16 protein-coding genes are annotated in these 17755 nt (G+C 34.8%); 8 read left to right on the forward strand and 8 right to left on the reverse strand.

Annotation, left to right across the window (positions count from 1 at the left end; all coding sequences use genetic code 11):
* The first annotated feature begins 11 nt into the window (after positions 1–11).
* A complete protein-coding gene (locus ACWNT5_RS13950; RefSeq protein WP_456517668.1) occupies positions 12–398 on the forward strand; it encodes a DUF983 domain-containing protein in 387 nt (128 codons plus the stop codon).
* Here the strand turns inward: ACWNT5_RS13950 and ACWNT5_RS13955 are convergent.
* From ACWNT5_RS13955 to ACWNT5_RS13990, 8 genes are all read right to left on the reverse strand, one after another.
* Positions 395–1432 carry an NAD(P)/FAD-dependent oxidoreductase gene (locus ACWNT5_RS13955; protein WP_456517669.1) on the reverse strand — a complete coding sequence of 346 codons (1038 nt, stop codon included), beginning with the start codon at positions 1430–1432 and terminating at the stop codon, positions 395–397. The genes ACWNT5_RS13950 and ACWNT5_RS13955 overlap by 4 nt on opposite strands.
* 67 nt (positions 1433–1499) lie before the next feature.
* Positions 1500–2390, reverse strand: coding sequence for a type IX secretion system ring subunit PorN/GldN (gene porN, locus ACWNT5_RS13960; RefSeq protein WP_299605820.1), 891 nt, complete (start codon positions 2388–2390; stop codon positions 1500–1502).
* 16 nt (positions 2391–2406) lie between these two features.
* Positions 2407–3954 (reverse strand): type IX secretion system motor protein PorM/GldM, encoded by a 1548-nt coding sequence (gene porM, locus ACWNT5_RS13965; RefSeq protein ID WP_456517670.1) that lies wholly within the window; start codon positions 3952–3954, stop codon positions 2407–2409.
* A 43-nt stretch (positions 3955–3997) separates the two neighbouring features.
* A complete protein-coding gene (gene porL, locus ACWNT5_RS13970; RefSeq protein WP_299605814.1) occupies positions 3998–4624 on the reverse strand; it encodes a type IX secretion system motor protein PorL/GldL in 627 nt (208 codons plus the stop codon).
* Positions 4625–4717: 93 nt separating this feature from the next.
* Positions 4718–6085: a T9SS ring complex lipoprotein PorK/GldK gene (gene porK, locus ACWNT5_RS13975; protein WP_219007881.1), complete on the reverse strand. Its 1368-nt coding sequence runs from the start codon at positions 6083–6085 to the stop codon at positions 4718–4720.
* Between the two features lie 110 nt (positions 6086–6195).
* Positions 6196–7359 (reverse strand): formimidoylglutamase, encoded by a 1164-nt coding sequence (locus ACWNT5_RS13980; RefSeq protein WP_299605807.1) that lies wholly within the window; start codon positions 7357–7359, stop codon positions 6196–6198.
* A gap of 8 nt (positions 7360–7367) precedes the next feature.
* Positions 7368–9866: a type I DNA topoisomerase gene (gene topA / locus ACWNT5_RS13985; protein ID WP_299605805.1), complete on the reverse strand. Its 2499-nt coding sequence runs from the start codon at positions 9864–9866 to the stop codon at positions 7368–7370.
* 196 nt (positions 9867–10062) lie between these two features.
* Positions 10063–10845, reverse strand: coding sequence for a hypothetical protein (locus tag ACWNT5_RS13990; RefSeq protein ID WP_456517671.1), 783 nt, complete (start codon positions 10843–10845; stop codon positions 10063–10065).
* Between the two features lie 139 nt (positions 10846–10984).
* Here ACWNT5_RS13990 and miaB point away from each other — a divergent pair, with 139 nt between their 5' ends.
* The 7 genes from miaB (at position 10985) to groL (ending at position 17736) form a co-directional block, all read left to right on the forward strand.
* Complete coding sequence (gene miaB, locus ACWNT5_RS13995; RefSeq protein WP_299605800.1) at positions 10985–12430, forward strand: tRNA (N6-isopentenyl adenosine(37)-C2)-methylthiotransferase MiaB; 1446 nt, start codon at positions 10985–10987, stop codon at positions 12428–12430.
* A gap of 32 nt (positions 12431–12462) precedes the next feature.
* Complete coding sequence (locus tag ACWNT5_RS14000) at positions 12463–13731, forward strand: sigma-54 interaction domain-containing protein (protein WP_456517672.1); 1269 nt, start codon at positions 12463–12465, stop codon at positions 13729–13731.
* Between the two features lie 42 nt (positions 13732–13773).
* Complete coding sequence (locus ACWNT5_RS14005; RefSeq protein ID WP_456517673.1) at positions 13774–14283, forward strand: LptE family protein; 510 nt, start codon at positions 13774–13776, stop codon at positions 14281–14283.
* Between the two features lie 18 nt (positions 14284–14301).
* Positions 14302–15249: a hypothetical protein gene (locus ACWNT5_RS14010; RefSeq protein WP_456517674.1), complete on the forward strand. Its 948-nt coding sequence runs from the start codon at positions 14302–14304 to the stop codon at positions 15247–15249.
* 9 nt (positions 15250–15258) lie between these two features.
* Positions 15259–15591, forward strand: coding sequence for a preprotein translocase subunit SecG (secG, locus tag ACWNT5_RS14015; protein ID WP_299605792.1), 333 nt, complete (start codon positions 15259–15261; stop codon positions 15589–15591).
* Between the two features lie 148 nt (positions 15592–15739).
* On the forward strand, positions 15740–16015 hold the full coding sequence (locus tag ACWNT5_RS14020; protein WP_219007873.1) for a co-chaperone GroES: 276 nt from the start codon (positions 15740–15742) through the stop codon (positions 16013–16015).
* A gap of 83 nt (positions 16016–16098) precedes the next feature.
* The gene (groL, locus tag ACWNT5_RS14025; protein ID WP_299605790.1) at positions 16099–17736 is read left to right on the forward strand and encodes a chaperonin GroEL; all 1638 of its coding nucleotides are present in this window, start codon (positions 16099–16101) and stop codon (positions 17734–17736) included.
* Positions 17737–17755: the final 19 nt, after the last annotated feature.

A 17755-nucleotide genomic window follows, 5' to 3' on the forward strand; every position in this document is an offset into this window, starting at 1 on the left:
ATAAAAGTACTATGAGCTTCTTAAAAGGAACTAAAATATATAGCATCTTCACTGGCACTTGTCCTGTTTGCCAAAATGAGAGTATGTATAAAGAACAAAACCCTTATAAGTTAGGAAGGATTTTTCAGATGCACGAACGTTGCAGCCACTGTAATACAAAATATAAAATAGAACCTTCTTTTTTTTATGGAGCCATGTACGTTAGTTATGGAGTGGGAATTGCATTTGCGGTAGCCGCTTTTGTCATAGGAAATCTTATTCTAAAATTTAATTTATTACAAAGCTTTTTTATCATCGTCGGTACGTTAATCGTATTTTTTCCTGTTATCCTTAGATTATCTCGTAATATCTGGATTAATCTGTTTATGCATTACGGAAAAAAGAAAACAGTATCTTAATCAAACCTTTTAATATCTATTTCAATATGTAAAGGGGTACTTTTTGTTACATAATCATATAACCCTTTTGCGGCATACGGACCAATTAATATACCTCTACTTCCTAATCCATTAATTATATGCAAGTTTAGCTGCTCTCTATGAGTTCCCACAAACGGTCTTCTATCTCTTGTTGTTGGTCTAATACCAGCTACTTGATCAACTATTTCATAATCCGCATTTAGAAAACGATCTAATTTCATTCGTAATTCTTCTTTAGCCAACTCAGTAACAACCGAAGTTTTATCATCTCGATTATATGTAGCTCCCACCTTATAAAGATCATCACCCAAAGGAATAATAAATATAGAAGACTTTACGGCTTCCTGTAATTGCAAACCTTTGGACTTAATAATAATATATTCTCCTTTATTTCCTTGCAGGGGCAAGTAGTTAAAAAATGGATTGTTTCGTAATCCATAACCTTCACAAAAAATGATATTCTTAGCTCTTATCCCTTTATAACTAACATAGTCTTCTTGAACATCTAAGGCACTGTGCTCAAAAGATTCTTTAAACAATAGTTGTCTAGCCTCGATATAACTTAGATAAGAAGACAACATTTTCTTTACCTCAATTCTTCCTGTATGTTTTACTTGACCAAATTGGAATGGGATATCTAAAGCTACATTTTCATTTTTGACTAAATCCGAAGAAAGAAATTCATTCAATATGGGCTTGTCGCAAGCTGTAAACCATAAATTTTGTTCTTCTACAGTATTAAATCTTCGCAATACTGGAAGTTCTGTGATAAAAGATTCCTTAAGTTGTTTTTCTACATTTTTATATACAGATAATGCTAAAGCCAATTGCTCCGAAGCCATCCATGCTGGTGTAAATCTCTTCAAAATTACTGGATTATATAACCCTCCAGCCACTCTTGAAGATAGCTCTGAATTATTCTCAAAAACCACATAAGACTTTTGATTTCTATCAAGTATTTCTGCAAAAGACAATCCTGCTAATCCAAAACCAACAATTATAAAATCTTTCATACACTAAAAATAACAAAACGCCCAACAAGAGTTGGGCGTTTCAATATTATATTAGAAACATTAGAGTTTAATAACTCCACATATCCATTTCGAAATTTCTGATACTTTCTTTAATTCGTTCACTTTCTAACAATTGCATTAAAGCATTGTCTATAATATATTCATTCACCTCTCGGTCACCCTGAATATTATCTTCTTTATATATGACCGAACTAAATCGTCTTGCATTTAAAATATGATCATAAGTAAAAGGCATAGAAGTATTTTTCCTATTAAATGCTTTCGCTTTATGTAAAATCTCTCTTACATCAGGATACCACACCCAAAATAATGGAACCATATCTGGCTCATCATCATTAAGGAAGTTAACATCCGGAGCTACTGGGGCGATACCTAGTAATCGGTATCTTAATTCTCCTTGACGCTTGTCAAAATACCAATATCCTCTAATTTTATACTCTGATATATCTGCAGCGCCAATTGTAGTAGTCTCAATATACTGAGGATCCACTGGCTCACCAGCATTATACTGCTCATATCCTAAATCTAACGTATCTATTTTAGATAATGTACCATCTAGATCACTTAGCGTACGTGTTTCTGTAAAATATGAATCTGCGTAAATCTTTTTAATTTTCCCGTTTTTAACATTAGCTAATAAAATATCATATAATGCTCTTCTATCTGAACCAATGTTAACGGTATCAATTGGGTAATACAAAGGGAAATTAATACGCTCGTCTAAGTCGATAGTTTCCCAAGTAGTCTTTGCCCACAATACATCACGCTCATCAACATAACCATACTCTAACGGAAGGTCATTATCTAACTGAATTTGTTCGATTGTCTTCTTCCCAATATCCTCTGGGCTTCCAGCATTCAAAATGTTAGCCTGACCAAACGAGAACATTGTCACGAATAGGCTAAAAACGGTTAATAATAAATTTTTCAAATTCATAATTATTAGTTTACTTTTAGTTCGTTAGCTCAACGATGACTGGAGATATTTTCTTTAACTTATATCCTTTATTCGTTTTAAGCTGAGCTTTGATATCCATTACCTGAACTGTAGATCCTCTTTTCGCTTTTTTCAATGCTGATTTTGCTCTAGAATCTAATCTACGACCTCTTACATTAATCGTTGGCTGTCCACTTACTTTAAACTTAAAGCTTGTAACATCTAACTTAATGTCGAAATCAAAATCCGGAAGAATCGCACCGATAGACGCTTTATCTAAACCACTTTTAGACATTTTAATACTTCCGTCTTCCCCTCTAACAGTTCCAACAGGTCTTGGAATATCTTTAATTCTAAATTTCTTACTATCACTTACAGAGCTACCATTAGGTAATTTTCCACTTACTTTAATAGCAACCTCTCTAGCTTTAATAGCTGTTACGTTCATTATATACTTACCAGCTCCACCCACTTTCTTAAGTCCTGGTGCAGTAGCATTTACTGAAGGTACTCCTGGTATAGAGATTGTCATTGGGTTTTGAACCCCTCTATATACCACATTCATTTTGTCTGCAGAAATTACAGCTGAATTTGGTTTAGGAATTACAGCATAAGAACTTTTAATAGGAATAGTTACTGTTGAGTCTCCTTCTTTAAATTGTAATTCACCTTTTACTTCTCTTTCACCTACATTTCCAGCTGGAAAATCAAGCATTATCTGTCCATTTTGAACTTCTGATTGCTCTTTTCCATTAACCATCACTTTAGTAGGCTTTAATGTAGCATCAAAACGTCCTAACACGATACGTCCTTTAAATTTTTCACCACTGAAAAACGCAGTCTTATCTGGCACAACAATTGCCTCATAGTTACTAAATGAAAGTTCTGAAGCTTGCTGACCTGCTAATAAAGCAGAAAGCACTTTACTCTCAGTAGTCTTAACATCTGCTTGCATCTGTGTAAGCTTAGTGATAGAAGCTACTAAAGGAAATCCTTCAAAATTGTAGTTTAACCAATCTTTAGAAACTCCATCTCTATCTTTTACTTTTTCAGTATTAAAAGTAGTCTCTACATCTGTAGCTACCTGACCATCAACTTCCTTTACAGAACGGATAGCAGTAACAACTCCTTCTCTATAAGTTTTAATCTTTTCTAAGAACTCTGTTGCAGCCGCAGTAGTTTTACCTCCTTCAAAGAATTTAGTATCTAATGCATCTGGTTTATCCATGGTTTCATAATCTGTTGGATCATCAGCTGTCTCCAATAACTCAGACTTTAATTGCTCTACATACGTATTAAATTCATTAGAAAAGCTACTAATTTGATCAGCCTTTTCTTTTAATGGAGTGTATTTCTCTGGTTGTTCCGAAACTTTTTCGGCTAGACCAGTCATAAATGCTGAATTACGCTCGGTAGCAATAGTATTCGCTGAAGTCAATTTCTCATTCATTAAACCGAATGCAGATAATACTTCTTTTGACATATTTAATGCCATCATCGCAATAAATACCAAGTACATAAGATTAATCATCTTCTGCCTTGGTGATAATTTTCCTCCTGCCATATTTCTATATTTTGGTAGTTATAATTTTAATTAATGTTAAATACTAGCTTCTGTTCATAGCACTTAACATACCACCATATACTCCGTTAAGAGAAGACAGGTTACTTGACAAGCTCTTCATTTGCTCTTCTAAAGCTTTTGCATTATCCGCGATAGCCTGATTTGCTTCAGCTTGTTTAGCAGAAGATTCTAACTGCACTTTATATAAACTATTTAAAGACTCTAAGTGAGTAGCTGCAGCAGCCATTTCTTCGCTATATTTTTTAGTTCCTTGGATAGCGTCTACACTAGGAGCAATTCCTTTTGCAGCACCTTCGAAATTACGAATACTTTCACCAAGACTAGTCATTAAACTAGTATCTAATCTAGCTTCTTTCAACATTTCATCTAATTTCTTAGATAATAATCCTTCTGGAGTTTCTTTTTCTTTCTTGTCTCTTTTAGATCCTCCAGCTAATTCTGGATAAACCAAAGACCAATCTAGCTCGTCATCTACAGGTTCAAATGCAGAAACTGTAAATACTAATGCTTCTGTAATAAGACCGATGATTAACATCTCGTTACCAAAAGGCCAGTGCATAATTTTAAATAAAGCTCCAAGGATTACTACAGCCGCTCCGAGACCGTATACCATGTTCATTAACTTCTTGCTTGATTTTGAATTTGCCATAATAAATGTGTTTAGTTTTTTTAAATTTTTTAAATATTAAATTAAAAAAAAGGGTTAGTAATTAGGGTTGATAGATAAATTTTGGGACTTATTCTAATTTCGGGTATTATCTTCTCCAGTGACGTCAGTACCCATATAATCCTGTACCGTTCTGAAACCGATATAACTTCTAGCTGAATCCGCGTATTCGTAATCTCGAGTACTTACCTGTAGGAAATAAGCAACATCTTTCCAAGATCCACCGCGTACAACTTTTCGTTTGTTCTGATCATCATTAACATTTGGGTTCATTGATGATACATATTCGTAGGCTGCAGGATCATAAGATGACTGCACCCACTCAGAAACATTTCCTGCCATATTATATAAGTTATAATCATTTGGCTCAAATGTTTTTGCTTCTACTGTATAAAGGAAATTATCCGCAGCGTAATTACCTCTAAGAGGTTTAAAGTTTGCTAAGAAACATCCTCTATCATTTAGGGCATAAGGACCACCCCAAGGATATGTACCTGACTCCAGACCACCTCTAGCCGCATATTCCCATTCAGCCTCCGTAGGTAATCTAAAATAGTTTACAAACTCCTTATTACGTTTTTTCTGATATGAATTCTTTTCTATAGTTCTCCAAGTACAAAAAGCTTTTGCTTGCTCCCATGAAACTCCTACTACCGGATAATCATCATAAGAACTATGCCAGAAATAATCATTGTGCATTGGCTCATTATAAGAATAGTTAAAATCTTTTATCCAAACGGTAGTATCAGGATACACTTCTATAACAGTTTCTTTTACGAAATCTTTTCTTCTACCTTTTTTAGCACGTGCTGCAGCCTGGATATCCATCCAAGTAAACCTGAATTTGAAGTTTTGAACATCGAAAGTACGTCTACCATTGTAAGATTCCTCTAATGGTATATATAATGAATCCATAACCTCAGTATAGAACTCATCTGGATAATCTTCTGTATCCCATTCAATATCTATATCTTTATTAAGCTTACGACCTTCGTATCCTGTTTCTCCAGTTCCACTATAGTTATCATAAACATACTTTTCATACACAGACATGTCTTCGGTATTTGCATCTAAAAACGCGTATTCTCCGATACCATCGTCTCCTGGAGTTTTACCCATTTCATCTGCCATGATAGCTAATTTCATTCTTACGGTAGAATCACGAACCCATCGAACGAATTGTCTATACTCACTATTGGTAACTTCAGTCTCGTCCATGTAGAAAGATCGAACGGTAACTGTTTTTGTAGGCGCATTAGCAAGTGCTGCCTTATCATCGTCTGATTTACCCATAATAAACGATCCTCCGGGGATGAGGGCCATTCCATAAGGTTTCTCTGGATGCCATTTTTTACCCTTTACTCCAACTAGTTCTCCGCGGTTTCCGCCACCACAACTATATAGCATTGCTACAATAGCAAAGAGTGATACAAATTTCTTCATAACGTGTTTTAGGTTAAGATCTTCGAGATTTAAGGTGGTAAACCTATTTATTTATTTTCAGAAAAACAATTTTTTTCTAAAAAAAACCTTAATTCTCCCTAATAAAAATGTTAAACTTCGTTTTTTCGTTTTGCCTTATACCATCTTTCAGGTATTTCTTGATTACAAGCACGCTCATAATCGTTGTATGTGCAAGGTAATAACGTATGTCTTTTTAATTTATTATTCCCAGATGAAATAAATGGTATTTCTATCCACCATCTTTCTGTTTTTGGGCTTTTATAAAACGACAAAACTTCATCCTCGACAGGAACATTATAGTGCAACGTACTCGTTTTGTTCTTAATATTCAACTCATTGGATCTATAATTCACCCCTTCTACAAAATACCAAAGTATTTGAGCAATCAGTAAAGCTGCTGTCTCTTCATGCTTAAAATTTTTAAATTCATACACTCCAAAACTTTTTACTTTATCGCTGATACCAGCATATCTTGCGATTGCACATATTTCTCTTCCATTAAAACCATTAGGAGAAGCATACTTATAATCCAAACACGTAGAACTCATCGCCCCAAGATCCACAGCAACAATATCCGCGTCTCTCATGATTGGTTCCACAATAGTAACATCGGATATCACCTCTCCTAATCGATATGCATCAAAATATAATTTCTCGATCAGATCAATCTCTTCTTGCGAATTAAAATATGTTTGATACCCTATATTACTGTAATTGAAAAGATTATAAGGTTGTTCTACTATGATTTTTCCAACGAAAGAATTGTTTTTTATGGGTTGCGAAGTATTTCCTAAATCAAATCTACTATCGACATTCACAAGATTCACCATTCTCTCCAGAATATCAAAAGATCTATATTGACCATAAACAAGATCTTGACTTCCACCAATAATTAAGGGGATTACATTTTTCTGAAGAAGCATTCCAAGAATATCCTTCATTAAAAAATACGTATCACTTACCTCCTCTCCTGGCTGAATATCCCCAAGATCAACAATAGATGTATCCCAATTACCAGGAAAAAGCTCATACAAAGAAGTTCTAATGGTATCAAAATGCAATCCTTCTCCTAGATAATTAATGTCATTCCTATTTTCTCTAACACCGATTATTGCAATATCAACTTTATCTAGATCAGGAACACCATCTGCTATCGTATGAATATTAATTTGTTTACCTAAAGATTGATCTGGAAGCAATGCAACATGTGCTGCCACTATTTCACTAACTGGCGAAAGAAATTCTAAGGACATAAAATTTATTATTTCTTTTTAGCAGTCTTCTTTGTTGTTTTCTTTTTTGCAGTCTTTTTCTTGGGTGCATTTTTCTCGATAAGATCTTTCACCTTTTCTAAAGTAAGCTTAGTAGCATCTACCGTTTTAGGTAATTCAATCTTAGTCTTACCTTTTATAATATTACTACGACCCCATCTTGCTTTTTCAACTCGAATACCTTCTTCTTCCCAATTATGGATTACTTTATCAATCTCTTTCTGCTTTTTCTCTTCTATAAGCTGAATGATATCTTGATCAGAAAGATTATCGAAATCGTACTTTTTATTTACATTGATAAACATCCCATTCCATTTTATGAATGGTCCGAATCTACCTGTTCCTTTTTGCACAGGTAAATTTTCATATGTATATATTGGAGCATCGGCTTTTTCTTTAGCATCTATTAATTCGATTGCTCTTTCTAAAGATGTACTTAATGGATCTTCTCCTTTATCCAAAGAAACGAATTTGGCTCCAAATTTCACATACGGTCCAAAACGTCCATTATTCACACTTACCGCTTCTCCTTTATAATTACCTAATTCTTTTGGCAACTGAAATAAATCCATTGCCTCTTCAAAAGTTATATTACTTAATGTTTGTCCAGGTGCTAAACTCGCAAATCTTGGTTTTTCTTCATCTTCAGCAGTACCAATCTGAACCATAGGTCCAAATTTTCCAAGGCGAACACTTACCGGTTTTCCAGATTCAGGGTCCTCTCCAAGAATTCTTTCCCCTACTTCACGCTCTGCATTTTGTGCAACATCTTCTACTCTAGGATGAAACTCTTCATAAAACTCTTTCATTACTTGAGTCCAATCTTCCTGACCTTCGGCAATTTCATCGAAGTCTTGCTCCACTTTTGCCGTAAAATTATAATCTAAGATAGAAGAGAAATGATTTACCAAAAAGTCATTCACCACCATCCCAACATCGGTAGGAATTAATTTCCCTTTATCACTTCCTACTTTTTCCTTAAGATTTTTTTCCTTTATCGAATCACCAGAAAGTGTAATCTGCACATACCCTCTCTCTTCTCCATCCTTAGAACCTTTTTCGATATACTTTCTATTTTGTATTGTAGAAATTGTTGGCGCATATGTAGATGGACGACCGATTCCTAATTCCTCTAGTTTTTTAACTAAAGCGGCTTCAGAATATCTACTTGGTGGTCTTGTAAATCTTTCGGTAGCGGTGATGTAATTATTAAACAAACTCTCTCCCACTTTCATTGCAGGAAGAATACCGCTTTGCTCTTCATCCTCATCATCATTACCTTCCAAATACACTTTTAGAAAGCCTTCAAATTTTATTACTTCTCCATTAGCAGTAAACTGTTCGGAATGAGAGTTCGCTCCAATTTTCACATTTGTTCGTTCCAATTTAGCATCACTCATTTGCGAAGCTATTGCTCTTTTCCAAATAAGCTCATATAATCGTTGTTGATCAGAATCAACAGGAACAGTATGTCTTGAAAAGTCCGTAGGTCTTATCGCTTCGTGCGCTTCCTGAGCACCTTTAGACTTTCCTTTATATTGTTTTGGATTACTATATTCATCTCCATACGCCGAAACTATTTCTGCTTTGGCACTATTCTGAGCTTCAGTAGACAAATTTACACTATCTGTTCTCATATAAGTAATAAGTCCAGCTTCGTATAATCTCTGTGCCATGGTCATGGTCTTGCTTACAGAAAAATATAATTTCCTAGAAGCCTCCTGTTGCAATGTAGAAGTGGTGAACGGTGGTGCAGGAGATTTTTTAGCTGGCTTTGTAGTTAAATCAGCTACTTTAAATCCAGCGCCTAAATTTTTCTGCAAGAAAACCTCAGCCTCAGCTTTTGTTGCAAAATTCTTAGGAAGTTTCGCTTTAAAAGACTTCCCTTTCTCATTAGAAAATTCCGCATCAATTCGATAAGAAGGAGTAGGTTTAAAATCTATGATCTCACGTTCTCTTTCTACAATTAATCGCACTGAAACGGACTGTACTCTACCGGCAGATAACCCACCTTTTACTTTTCTCCATAAAACCGGAGATAACTCGTAACCTACCAACCTATCTAACACTCTTCGAGCTTGTTGCGCATTTACTAGATTATAATCAATAGTCCTCGGATTTTCTATCGCTTTTAGAATCGCCTTTTTGGTAATCTCATGAAAAACAATTCTGCGGGTCCTCTTTTTATCTAATTTTAATTCCTCTGCCAAATGCCAAGCGATTGCCTCTCCTTCTCGATCCTCATCACTAGCCAGCCAAACCATTTCTGCTTTTTTAGAAAGATCTTTTAATTTTTTCACTACATCTTTCTTATCCTTAGAAACGATATATTTCGGCTTAAAACCTTCCTCTACATCTACTCCTAGTTCTTTTGCAGGCAGGTCCGCAATATGCCCAAAGCTCGAAGCTACGGTATAATCTTTTCCAAGAAATTTCTCTATTGTCTTTGCCTTAGCTGGTGACTCTACAATCACTAAATTCTTAGCCATAATCCTCTTTTTTCATCTGTTGATAATTGACATTTATTAGTTGACAGATGGAACTTCTAATAAACATTTTTAGTTGGTGGTTACCTTATAATAAGGGATTTTCTGAGAACAAAAGTATATGAATTTTTTGAGATCAAAATTTTTTCACAAAAAATTATATTAAAAAAACCTGCAGAACTGCAGGTTTTATTTTTTATTATTCAACGATTACATTCCAGCTTTCGGATTTATTTTCCTCTTCAAAACCAATGGTATCTTTATACATATAATACATCACTACATAAGAAAAAAACAATGTTGCTATGACACCTATATAACACAATATGATTCCAAGTGCAGAAAGTAATCCAGAGATAAAGATTAATCCGAAAAAAGTAAACCAATATTTATTTCCTAATTTAAAAGCTGCTTTTATAATATTTTCTACACTCATTTCAGGATTAAAGATAAATATAAGAATCACTAACTGTAAGGGCACTATCACGTAGAAAAGAGGAAAGTAACAAGCCAACATTGCTACTATTGATATTCCCATATTAGCAAGAGAAATTAAAATAATTTTACCAAAATATTTCTTTGCTATCGTAAAATAACCTCCTGTTTCTTCCGTCAAACCAAGATCTTCATTCTTAACTACCTTAAGAAAATGACCATATATAGATATATTTAAAACTTGCATAATGAATGACAATGCAAATATTACTATCACCCAAACGATAATCATAACAACAGAGAAACCTTCTAAAAATGTTGGTTGATAGTATGGATCACCCGCATTTTGAAGCATATCTATATAGAAAGGTAAAAGAGGAAGATAAACAGCAAGTATAAAAGGAATTGCTAACGCAAACATTATCAATGCATGTACGATACCCTTAGAAAACACTTTCTTATATAATTCAAAACTTTTAGATAAAATATCACCAAATTCTGGTTTTTTGGAGTTTTCTATTCTTTCGAAGAGTTGATTGGAATTCATATATAATGATGGATTTAGTTTATTAGTTCTCTCAAATATAAATATTTAAACAAATATTACCCTGCCACTTTGTCATATATTGTTTTAAAAAGTATCTTTGCACACTATTTGAATTGAATTAGCAAGGATATTATAACACATGGAGAAGATTATTGATGAAAAGATACAAGGGCAAGCATTGTCACTTGATAAAAAAGAAGGAAACACCAGAAAGCTTTTTATAGAAAGTTATGGATGTCAGATGAATTTTAGTGATAGTGAAATTGTAGCCTCCATCCTAGCTAAAGAAGGGTTTAATACCACACAAAATCTAGAAGATGCAGATTTAGTATTGGTAAACACCTGTTCGATCCGAGAAAAAGCAGAACTGACCGTTAGAAAACGTTTAGAAAAGTACAATGCTGTTAAAAGAATCAATCCTGGAATGAAAGTAGGCGTTCTGGGTTGTATGGCGGAGCGACTTAAGAGTAAGTTCTTGGAAGAAGAGAAAATTGTAGATCTTGTTGTAGGACCAGATGCTTACAAAGACCTTCCGAATCTTATTGAAGAAGTTGATGCTGGACGCAATGCTGTGAATGTTATTTTATCCAAAGAAGAAACCTATGGCGATATCTCTCCTGTTCGCTTACAAAGCAATGGAGTATCCGCTTTTGTATCCATAACCAGAGGATGTGATAATATGTGTACTTTTTGCGTAGTTCCTTTTACTAGAGGAAGAGAACGCAGCCGTGATCCACAGAGCATTATAGAAGAAATAGATGACCTTGTTGCTAAAAACTTCAAAGAAATCACCTTATTGGGTCAAAATGTAGATAGTTACTTATGGTATGGTGGAGGTCTGAAAAAAGACTTTGAAAAAGCTAGTGATTTTCAAAAAGCAACAGCAGTGAATTTTGCTAAATTGCTGGATATGGTCGCTGAAAAGCACCCTAAAATAAGACTTCGTTTCACTACTTCGAATCCACAAGACATGACGATGGATGTTATCGAAGTAATGGCAAAACATAAGAATATTTGTAAATACATTCATTTACCTATACAAAGTGGAAGCGATCGTATTCTGAAAGAAATGAATCGTTTACACACACGTCAGGAATATTTTGATCTAATCGATAATATTAAACGTCTGATTCCTGACTGCGCTATTTCTCAGGATATTATCACAGGCTTCCCTACAGAAACAGAGGAAGACCATAAAGATACCTTATCCTTAATGGAATATGTAAAATATGAATATGGATTTATGTTTGCTTATTCTGAACGTCCTGGAACATTAGCAGCCAGAAAGCTCGAAGACGATATTCCAGAAGAAGTTAAAAAAAGACGATTAGCCGAAATTATCGAATTACAAAGAGCTCATAGTGAGTATCGCCACCAAGCATTTATTGGAAAAACTGTAGAAATTCTTATCGAAAAAGCATCTAAAAAATCTGATGCACATTGGAGTGGAAGGACTACACAAAACACTGTTGCCGTTTTCCCAAAAGGAGACTATAAAGTTGGTGATTTTGTAATGGTAAGAGTAGATGAATGCACGAGTGCAACGCTAATTGGAGAAGCTGTAGGATATTCTGACAATAATTAAACAAACAACAACCAACTAATATAATTGTATTAATGGAATCAGTTCAAGCCACAAAACAACGATTCGGAATCATAGGAAATGATCCTAAACTAAATCGATCTATAGAAAAAGCTATTCAGGTAGCTCCTACGGATATTTCGGTTTTAGTTACCGGAGAAAGTGGTGTTGGAAAAGAAAGTATTCCTAAAATTATACATTCCTTATCTCATAGAAAACACGGTAAATATATAGCCGTAAACTGTGGAGCTATTCCAGAAGGAACTATCGACAGTGAATTGTTTGGTCATGAAAAAGGAGCTTTCACAGGAGCAACCTCTACTAGAAGCGGTTATTTTGAAGTTGCTGATGGAGGAACTATTTTTTTGGATGAAGTTGGAGAATTACCACTAACTACTCAGGTTAGATTACTTAGAGTTTTAGAAAATGGAGAGTTTATCAAAGTAGGTTCTTCTAAAGTACAAAAAACGGATGTTCGTATCGTTGCAGCCACCAATGTAAACATGTTCGAAGCGATCAAGAAGGAAAAATTTCGTGAAGATTTATACTATCGTTTAAGTACTGTTGAAATCTTACTTCCCCCTTTACGAGATCGTGAAAACGACATTCATTTACTATTTAGAAAATTTGCTTCTGATTTTGCTACTAAATATAAAATGCCCACCATACGATTAGAAGAAGCTGCAGTACAGCTTCTAGAAAAGTATCATTGGAGTGGTAATATTAGGCAATTACGCAACATTGCCGAGCAAATATCAGTCCTTGAACAAAACAGAACGATATCTGCCAATACATTACGAGGATATTTGCCTGACATCGGAAGTAATTTGCCAGCTATTGTTTCTTCCAGCAAGAAAGAGAGTGATTTTAGCAATGAAAGAGAAATTTTGTACAAAGTGCTTTTTGATATGAAAAATGATCTTAATGATCTCAAAAAGTTGACTATGGAATTAATGCAAAGCGGGAATTCACAACAAGTACAAAAGGAACATGAAGGACTCATTAGAAAAATCTATAGAGATGACAAAGCAGAAACTGAAATACCTTTTGAAGAACCAATAACAGAACATACTGCAGAAGTGTTACAAATAACACCTGCTGAAACATCATCTATAAAGGAAGAAGACAAATATCACTTTGCTGAAGAAATTGAAGAAGAAGAAACCCTTTCGTTACATGATAAAGAGCTAGAACTCATTAAAAAATCGCTAGAACGCCATCGTGGAAAACGAAAAGCGGCTGCCGAAGAACTAGGAATTAGCGAAAGAACATTATATAGAAAGATCAAACAATATGACCTCTAAATTAAAATATTTGGAATTCGTAAATTATTAAAACAACATCCCTTGATACAAAAAATCAAATACACAATCATAGCACTCGTCGGAATCTTTATTACCCAAGGATGTGGAGCTTACTCTTTCACAGGAACTAACATATCTCCAGACACTAAAACATTTCAAGTAGATTTTTTCCAAAATCAAGCTTCCATTATAATTCCAGGTATTGATCAAACTTTCACAAATCAATTACAAGACATAATCCTTAATCAAACTAATTTAGATCTAGTAACATCCAATGGAGATTTAGCTTATGAAGGAGAAATTGTGCAGTATTATGTAGCACCTACCAACGCTACTTCTGCCAATACCGCAGCGCAGAACAGACTAACAATCGCAGTGAATGTTCGTTTCTATGACACCAAAAATCCTGAAGAAGATTTGGAGCAACGTTTTTCTTTCTTTTTTGACTATCCTGCTACCGAAGCGGAGACAGCAGTTAGAGACGAGGCTATTCAGGTAATTTATGAACGAATTACTCAAGATATTCTTAATGCTACTTTAGCCAAATGGTAACTTTGTAAATCCTCATTTTTGAACACCAAAGAGCTCACATACTTATTTCAAAACCCTTCTTTAATCACTAAAGAGCACACAGAGAATCTGGAAAAAATTATTCAGCAGTTTCCATATTTTCAACCTGTAAGAGCCTTGTTACTTAAAGGATTAAAAGAAAACGAAGATTTTAGATATAATCAGGAATTAAAGACCACTGCAGCTTACACCACTGACAGAGCGATATTATTTGATTTCATTACTTCTGAGCTTTTTGACACTAACATCCAAAAAACGGTAGAAAAGAAAAGTAAAAACGAAATAGATGTAGTAGATCCTCAGGAAATCAAGGCACTTTCAAGAATGTCTATGGATGACGCTGTTGATATGAATATTGAAGAAGCAGAAGAAGTTTTAGATCCTTCTTTGTTTTCATCAAAAGACACGACGATTGATAACAATATTACTCTTATAGAAACGATCATAGAGCAATCAGAAAAAAATGAAATTGATGAAGTGTCTGAAGAAGAAAAAAGTGCTGCTGAAACGGCATTAGAAATCGACAAACCTTTCGATTTCAACAAAAAAGAATCTCATTCGTTTGCGGAATGGTTAAAACTAACATCAGCACTACCTATAGATCGAGAAACTGATTCGACTATAAATCCTAAGGATCAGGATCAGCAAACTGAAAATGAAAAGCCAAATAAGCAGGACCATAAATTCCATTTAATAGATGAATTTATAGCTAACAATCCTAAGATAAAACCAGCAGAAAAGAATGCCCCATCACGCAATTTAGCAAATGAACATATGGTTGCTCCAGACGAGTTAATGACAGAAACTCTGGCACGTGTTTATTTAGCTCAGAAAAAGTACAAAAAGGCAATTCAGGCCTACAAAATATTAATTTTGAAAAATCCCGAAAAAAGTGGTTTCTTTGCAGACCAAATTCGAGCAATCAAAAAATTACAAGAAAATAAATAACAATATATAATGACAACGTTTTCAATATTTTTAATACTTATCATCATCGTTTCTTTTTTATTGGTGGTAGTAATTATGGTACAAAATCCTAAAGGAGGAGGTCTTTCTTCTTCTTTTGGTGGAGGTGGAACTCAGCAGTTAGGTGGAGTAAAGAAAACCACAGATTTCTTAGACAAAAGCACATGGGCTTTAGCTACTTTATTGTTAGCGCTTATTCTTTTATCTAACGTAGACTTAATGGGTGGTGATGCTGGTCAGGATCCAACTGTTGATACTAACGATGTAGAGGTAATTCAGGATACACCTGACACACCTGTTATAGATGACACACCTGAAGAATAATAAGGTTAATCCAACTATAAAAAATGCCGACTTGTCATACAGTCGGCATTTTTTATTTCAATTTGTCAGTATCAAGTAGCTGGCATAATTTCTGAATTACACAGCATCGAATAATTCGTTTAAATTTTAAAATACAAAACTAATCATAATGGGAGTAAATATTAAACCTCTTTCAGATCGTGTGGTAATTGAGCCACTTCCAGCGGAAACGCAAACGGCATCAGGATTATACATCCCTGATTCAGCACAAGAAAAACAACAAAAAGGTAAAGTAGCTGCTGTAGGTAGCGGTAAAAAAGATCACGAAATGACTGTAAAAGTTGGTGATACTGTACTTTACGGAAAGTATTCTGGCACTGAATTAAAATTAGATGGTAAAGACTATTTAATTATGCGTGAGGATGATATCCTAGCAATCGTTTAATAATTCAATCAAAACACAACTCAAAATTTCAATATTTCCTATCTAAAAATGGTGATAGGATGAAGTTTAAAAATTAAAATATTATGGCAAAAGACATAAAATTTGACATAGAAGCACGTGACGGTATTAAACGTGGTGTGGATGCATTAGCCAATGCAGTAAAAGTAACATTAGGACCTAAAGGCCGTAATGTAATCATTAGCAAATCTTTTGGAGCTCCAACTGTAACAAAAGATGGAGTTTCTGTTGCTAAAGAAGTAGAATTAGAAGATGCTCTTGAGAACATGGGAGCACAAATGGTAAAGGAAGTAGCTTCTAAAACAAACGACCTTGCTGGTGATGGTACTACTACCGCTACCGTTTTAGCACAAGCAATCGTAAAAGAAGGATTGAAAAATGTTGCTGCGGGTGCGAACCCAATGGATCTTAAGAGAGGAATTGATAAAGCTGTAGAAGCTATCACTTCTGACCTAGAGAAGCAGATGAAAGAAGTAGGAAGTTCTTCTGATAAAATCAAGCAAGTTGCTGCTATATCTGCTAATAACGATGAGACTATTGGAGATCTTATTGCACAAGCTTTTGGTAAAGTAGGAAAAGAAGGAGTAATTACTGTAGAAGAAGCTAAAGGTACAGATACCTACGTAGACGTAGTTGAAGGAATGCAGTTTGATAGAGGATACCTTTCTCCATATTTCGTTACTAATAGCGAAAAAATGACTACAGAATTAGAAAGTCCATATATCCTGTTATTTGACAAGAAAATTTCTGCAATGAAAGATTTATTACCAATTCTTGAGCCAGTAGCTCAGACAGGTAAACCTCTTTTAATCATTGCTGAAGATGTAGATGGTGAAGCTCTTGCTACGTTAGTAGTAAATAAACTTCGTGGAGCATTAAAAATTGCTGCGGTTAAAGCTCCAGGATTTGGAGACAGACGTAAGGCAATGCTAGAAGATATCGCGATCTTAACAGGAGGAACAGTAATTTCTGAAGAGCGCGGATTTACTTTAGAAAATACTACCATTGAGCATTTAGGTACTGCAGAAAAAGTAGCTATTGACAAAGACAATACTACGGTTGTTAACGGTGCTGGTGCCGAAGACTTAATTAAGAATAGAGTAAATCAGATCAAATCTCAGATCGAGACTACTACTTCTGATTACGATAGAGAAAAATTACAGGAACGTTTAGCTAAATTAGCTGGTGGTGTAGCTGTATTATATGTTGGTGCTGCTTCTGAAGTAGAAATGAAAGAAAAGAAAGATCGTGTAGATGATGCTCTTCATGCAACTCGTGCTGCAGTAGAAGAAGGTATTGTTGCTGGTGGTGGTGTAGCTTTAGTAAGAGCAAAATCAGTTCTTGACAGTGTAAAAACTGAAAATGCGGATGAAGCAACTGGAGTACAAATCGTAAACCGTGCTATCGAAGCGCCATTAAGAACAATCGTAGAAAACGCAGGTGGAGAAGGTTCTGTTGTAATTTCTAAGGTTCTTGAAGGAAAAGATGATTTCGGATATGATGCAAAATCTGAAGAATATGTAGATATGCTAAAGGCTGGAATTATTGATCCTAAGAAAGTAACTCGTGTAGCATTAGAAAATGCTGCTTCTGTTTCTGGAATGATCCTTACTACAGAATGTGCTTTGACTGACATTAAAGAAGATGCTCCAGCTGGAGGAGGAATGCCTCCAATGGGTGGTGGAATGCCAGGAATGATGTAGATCGCAAGACGAAATCGAA

Source organism: Aquimarina sp. 433 (genome assembly GCF_054054605.1).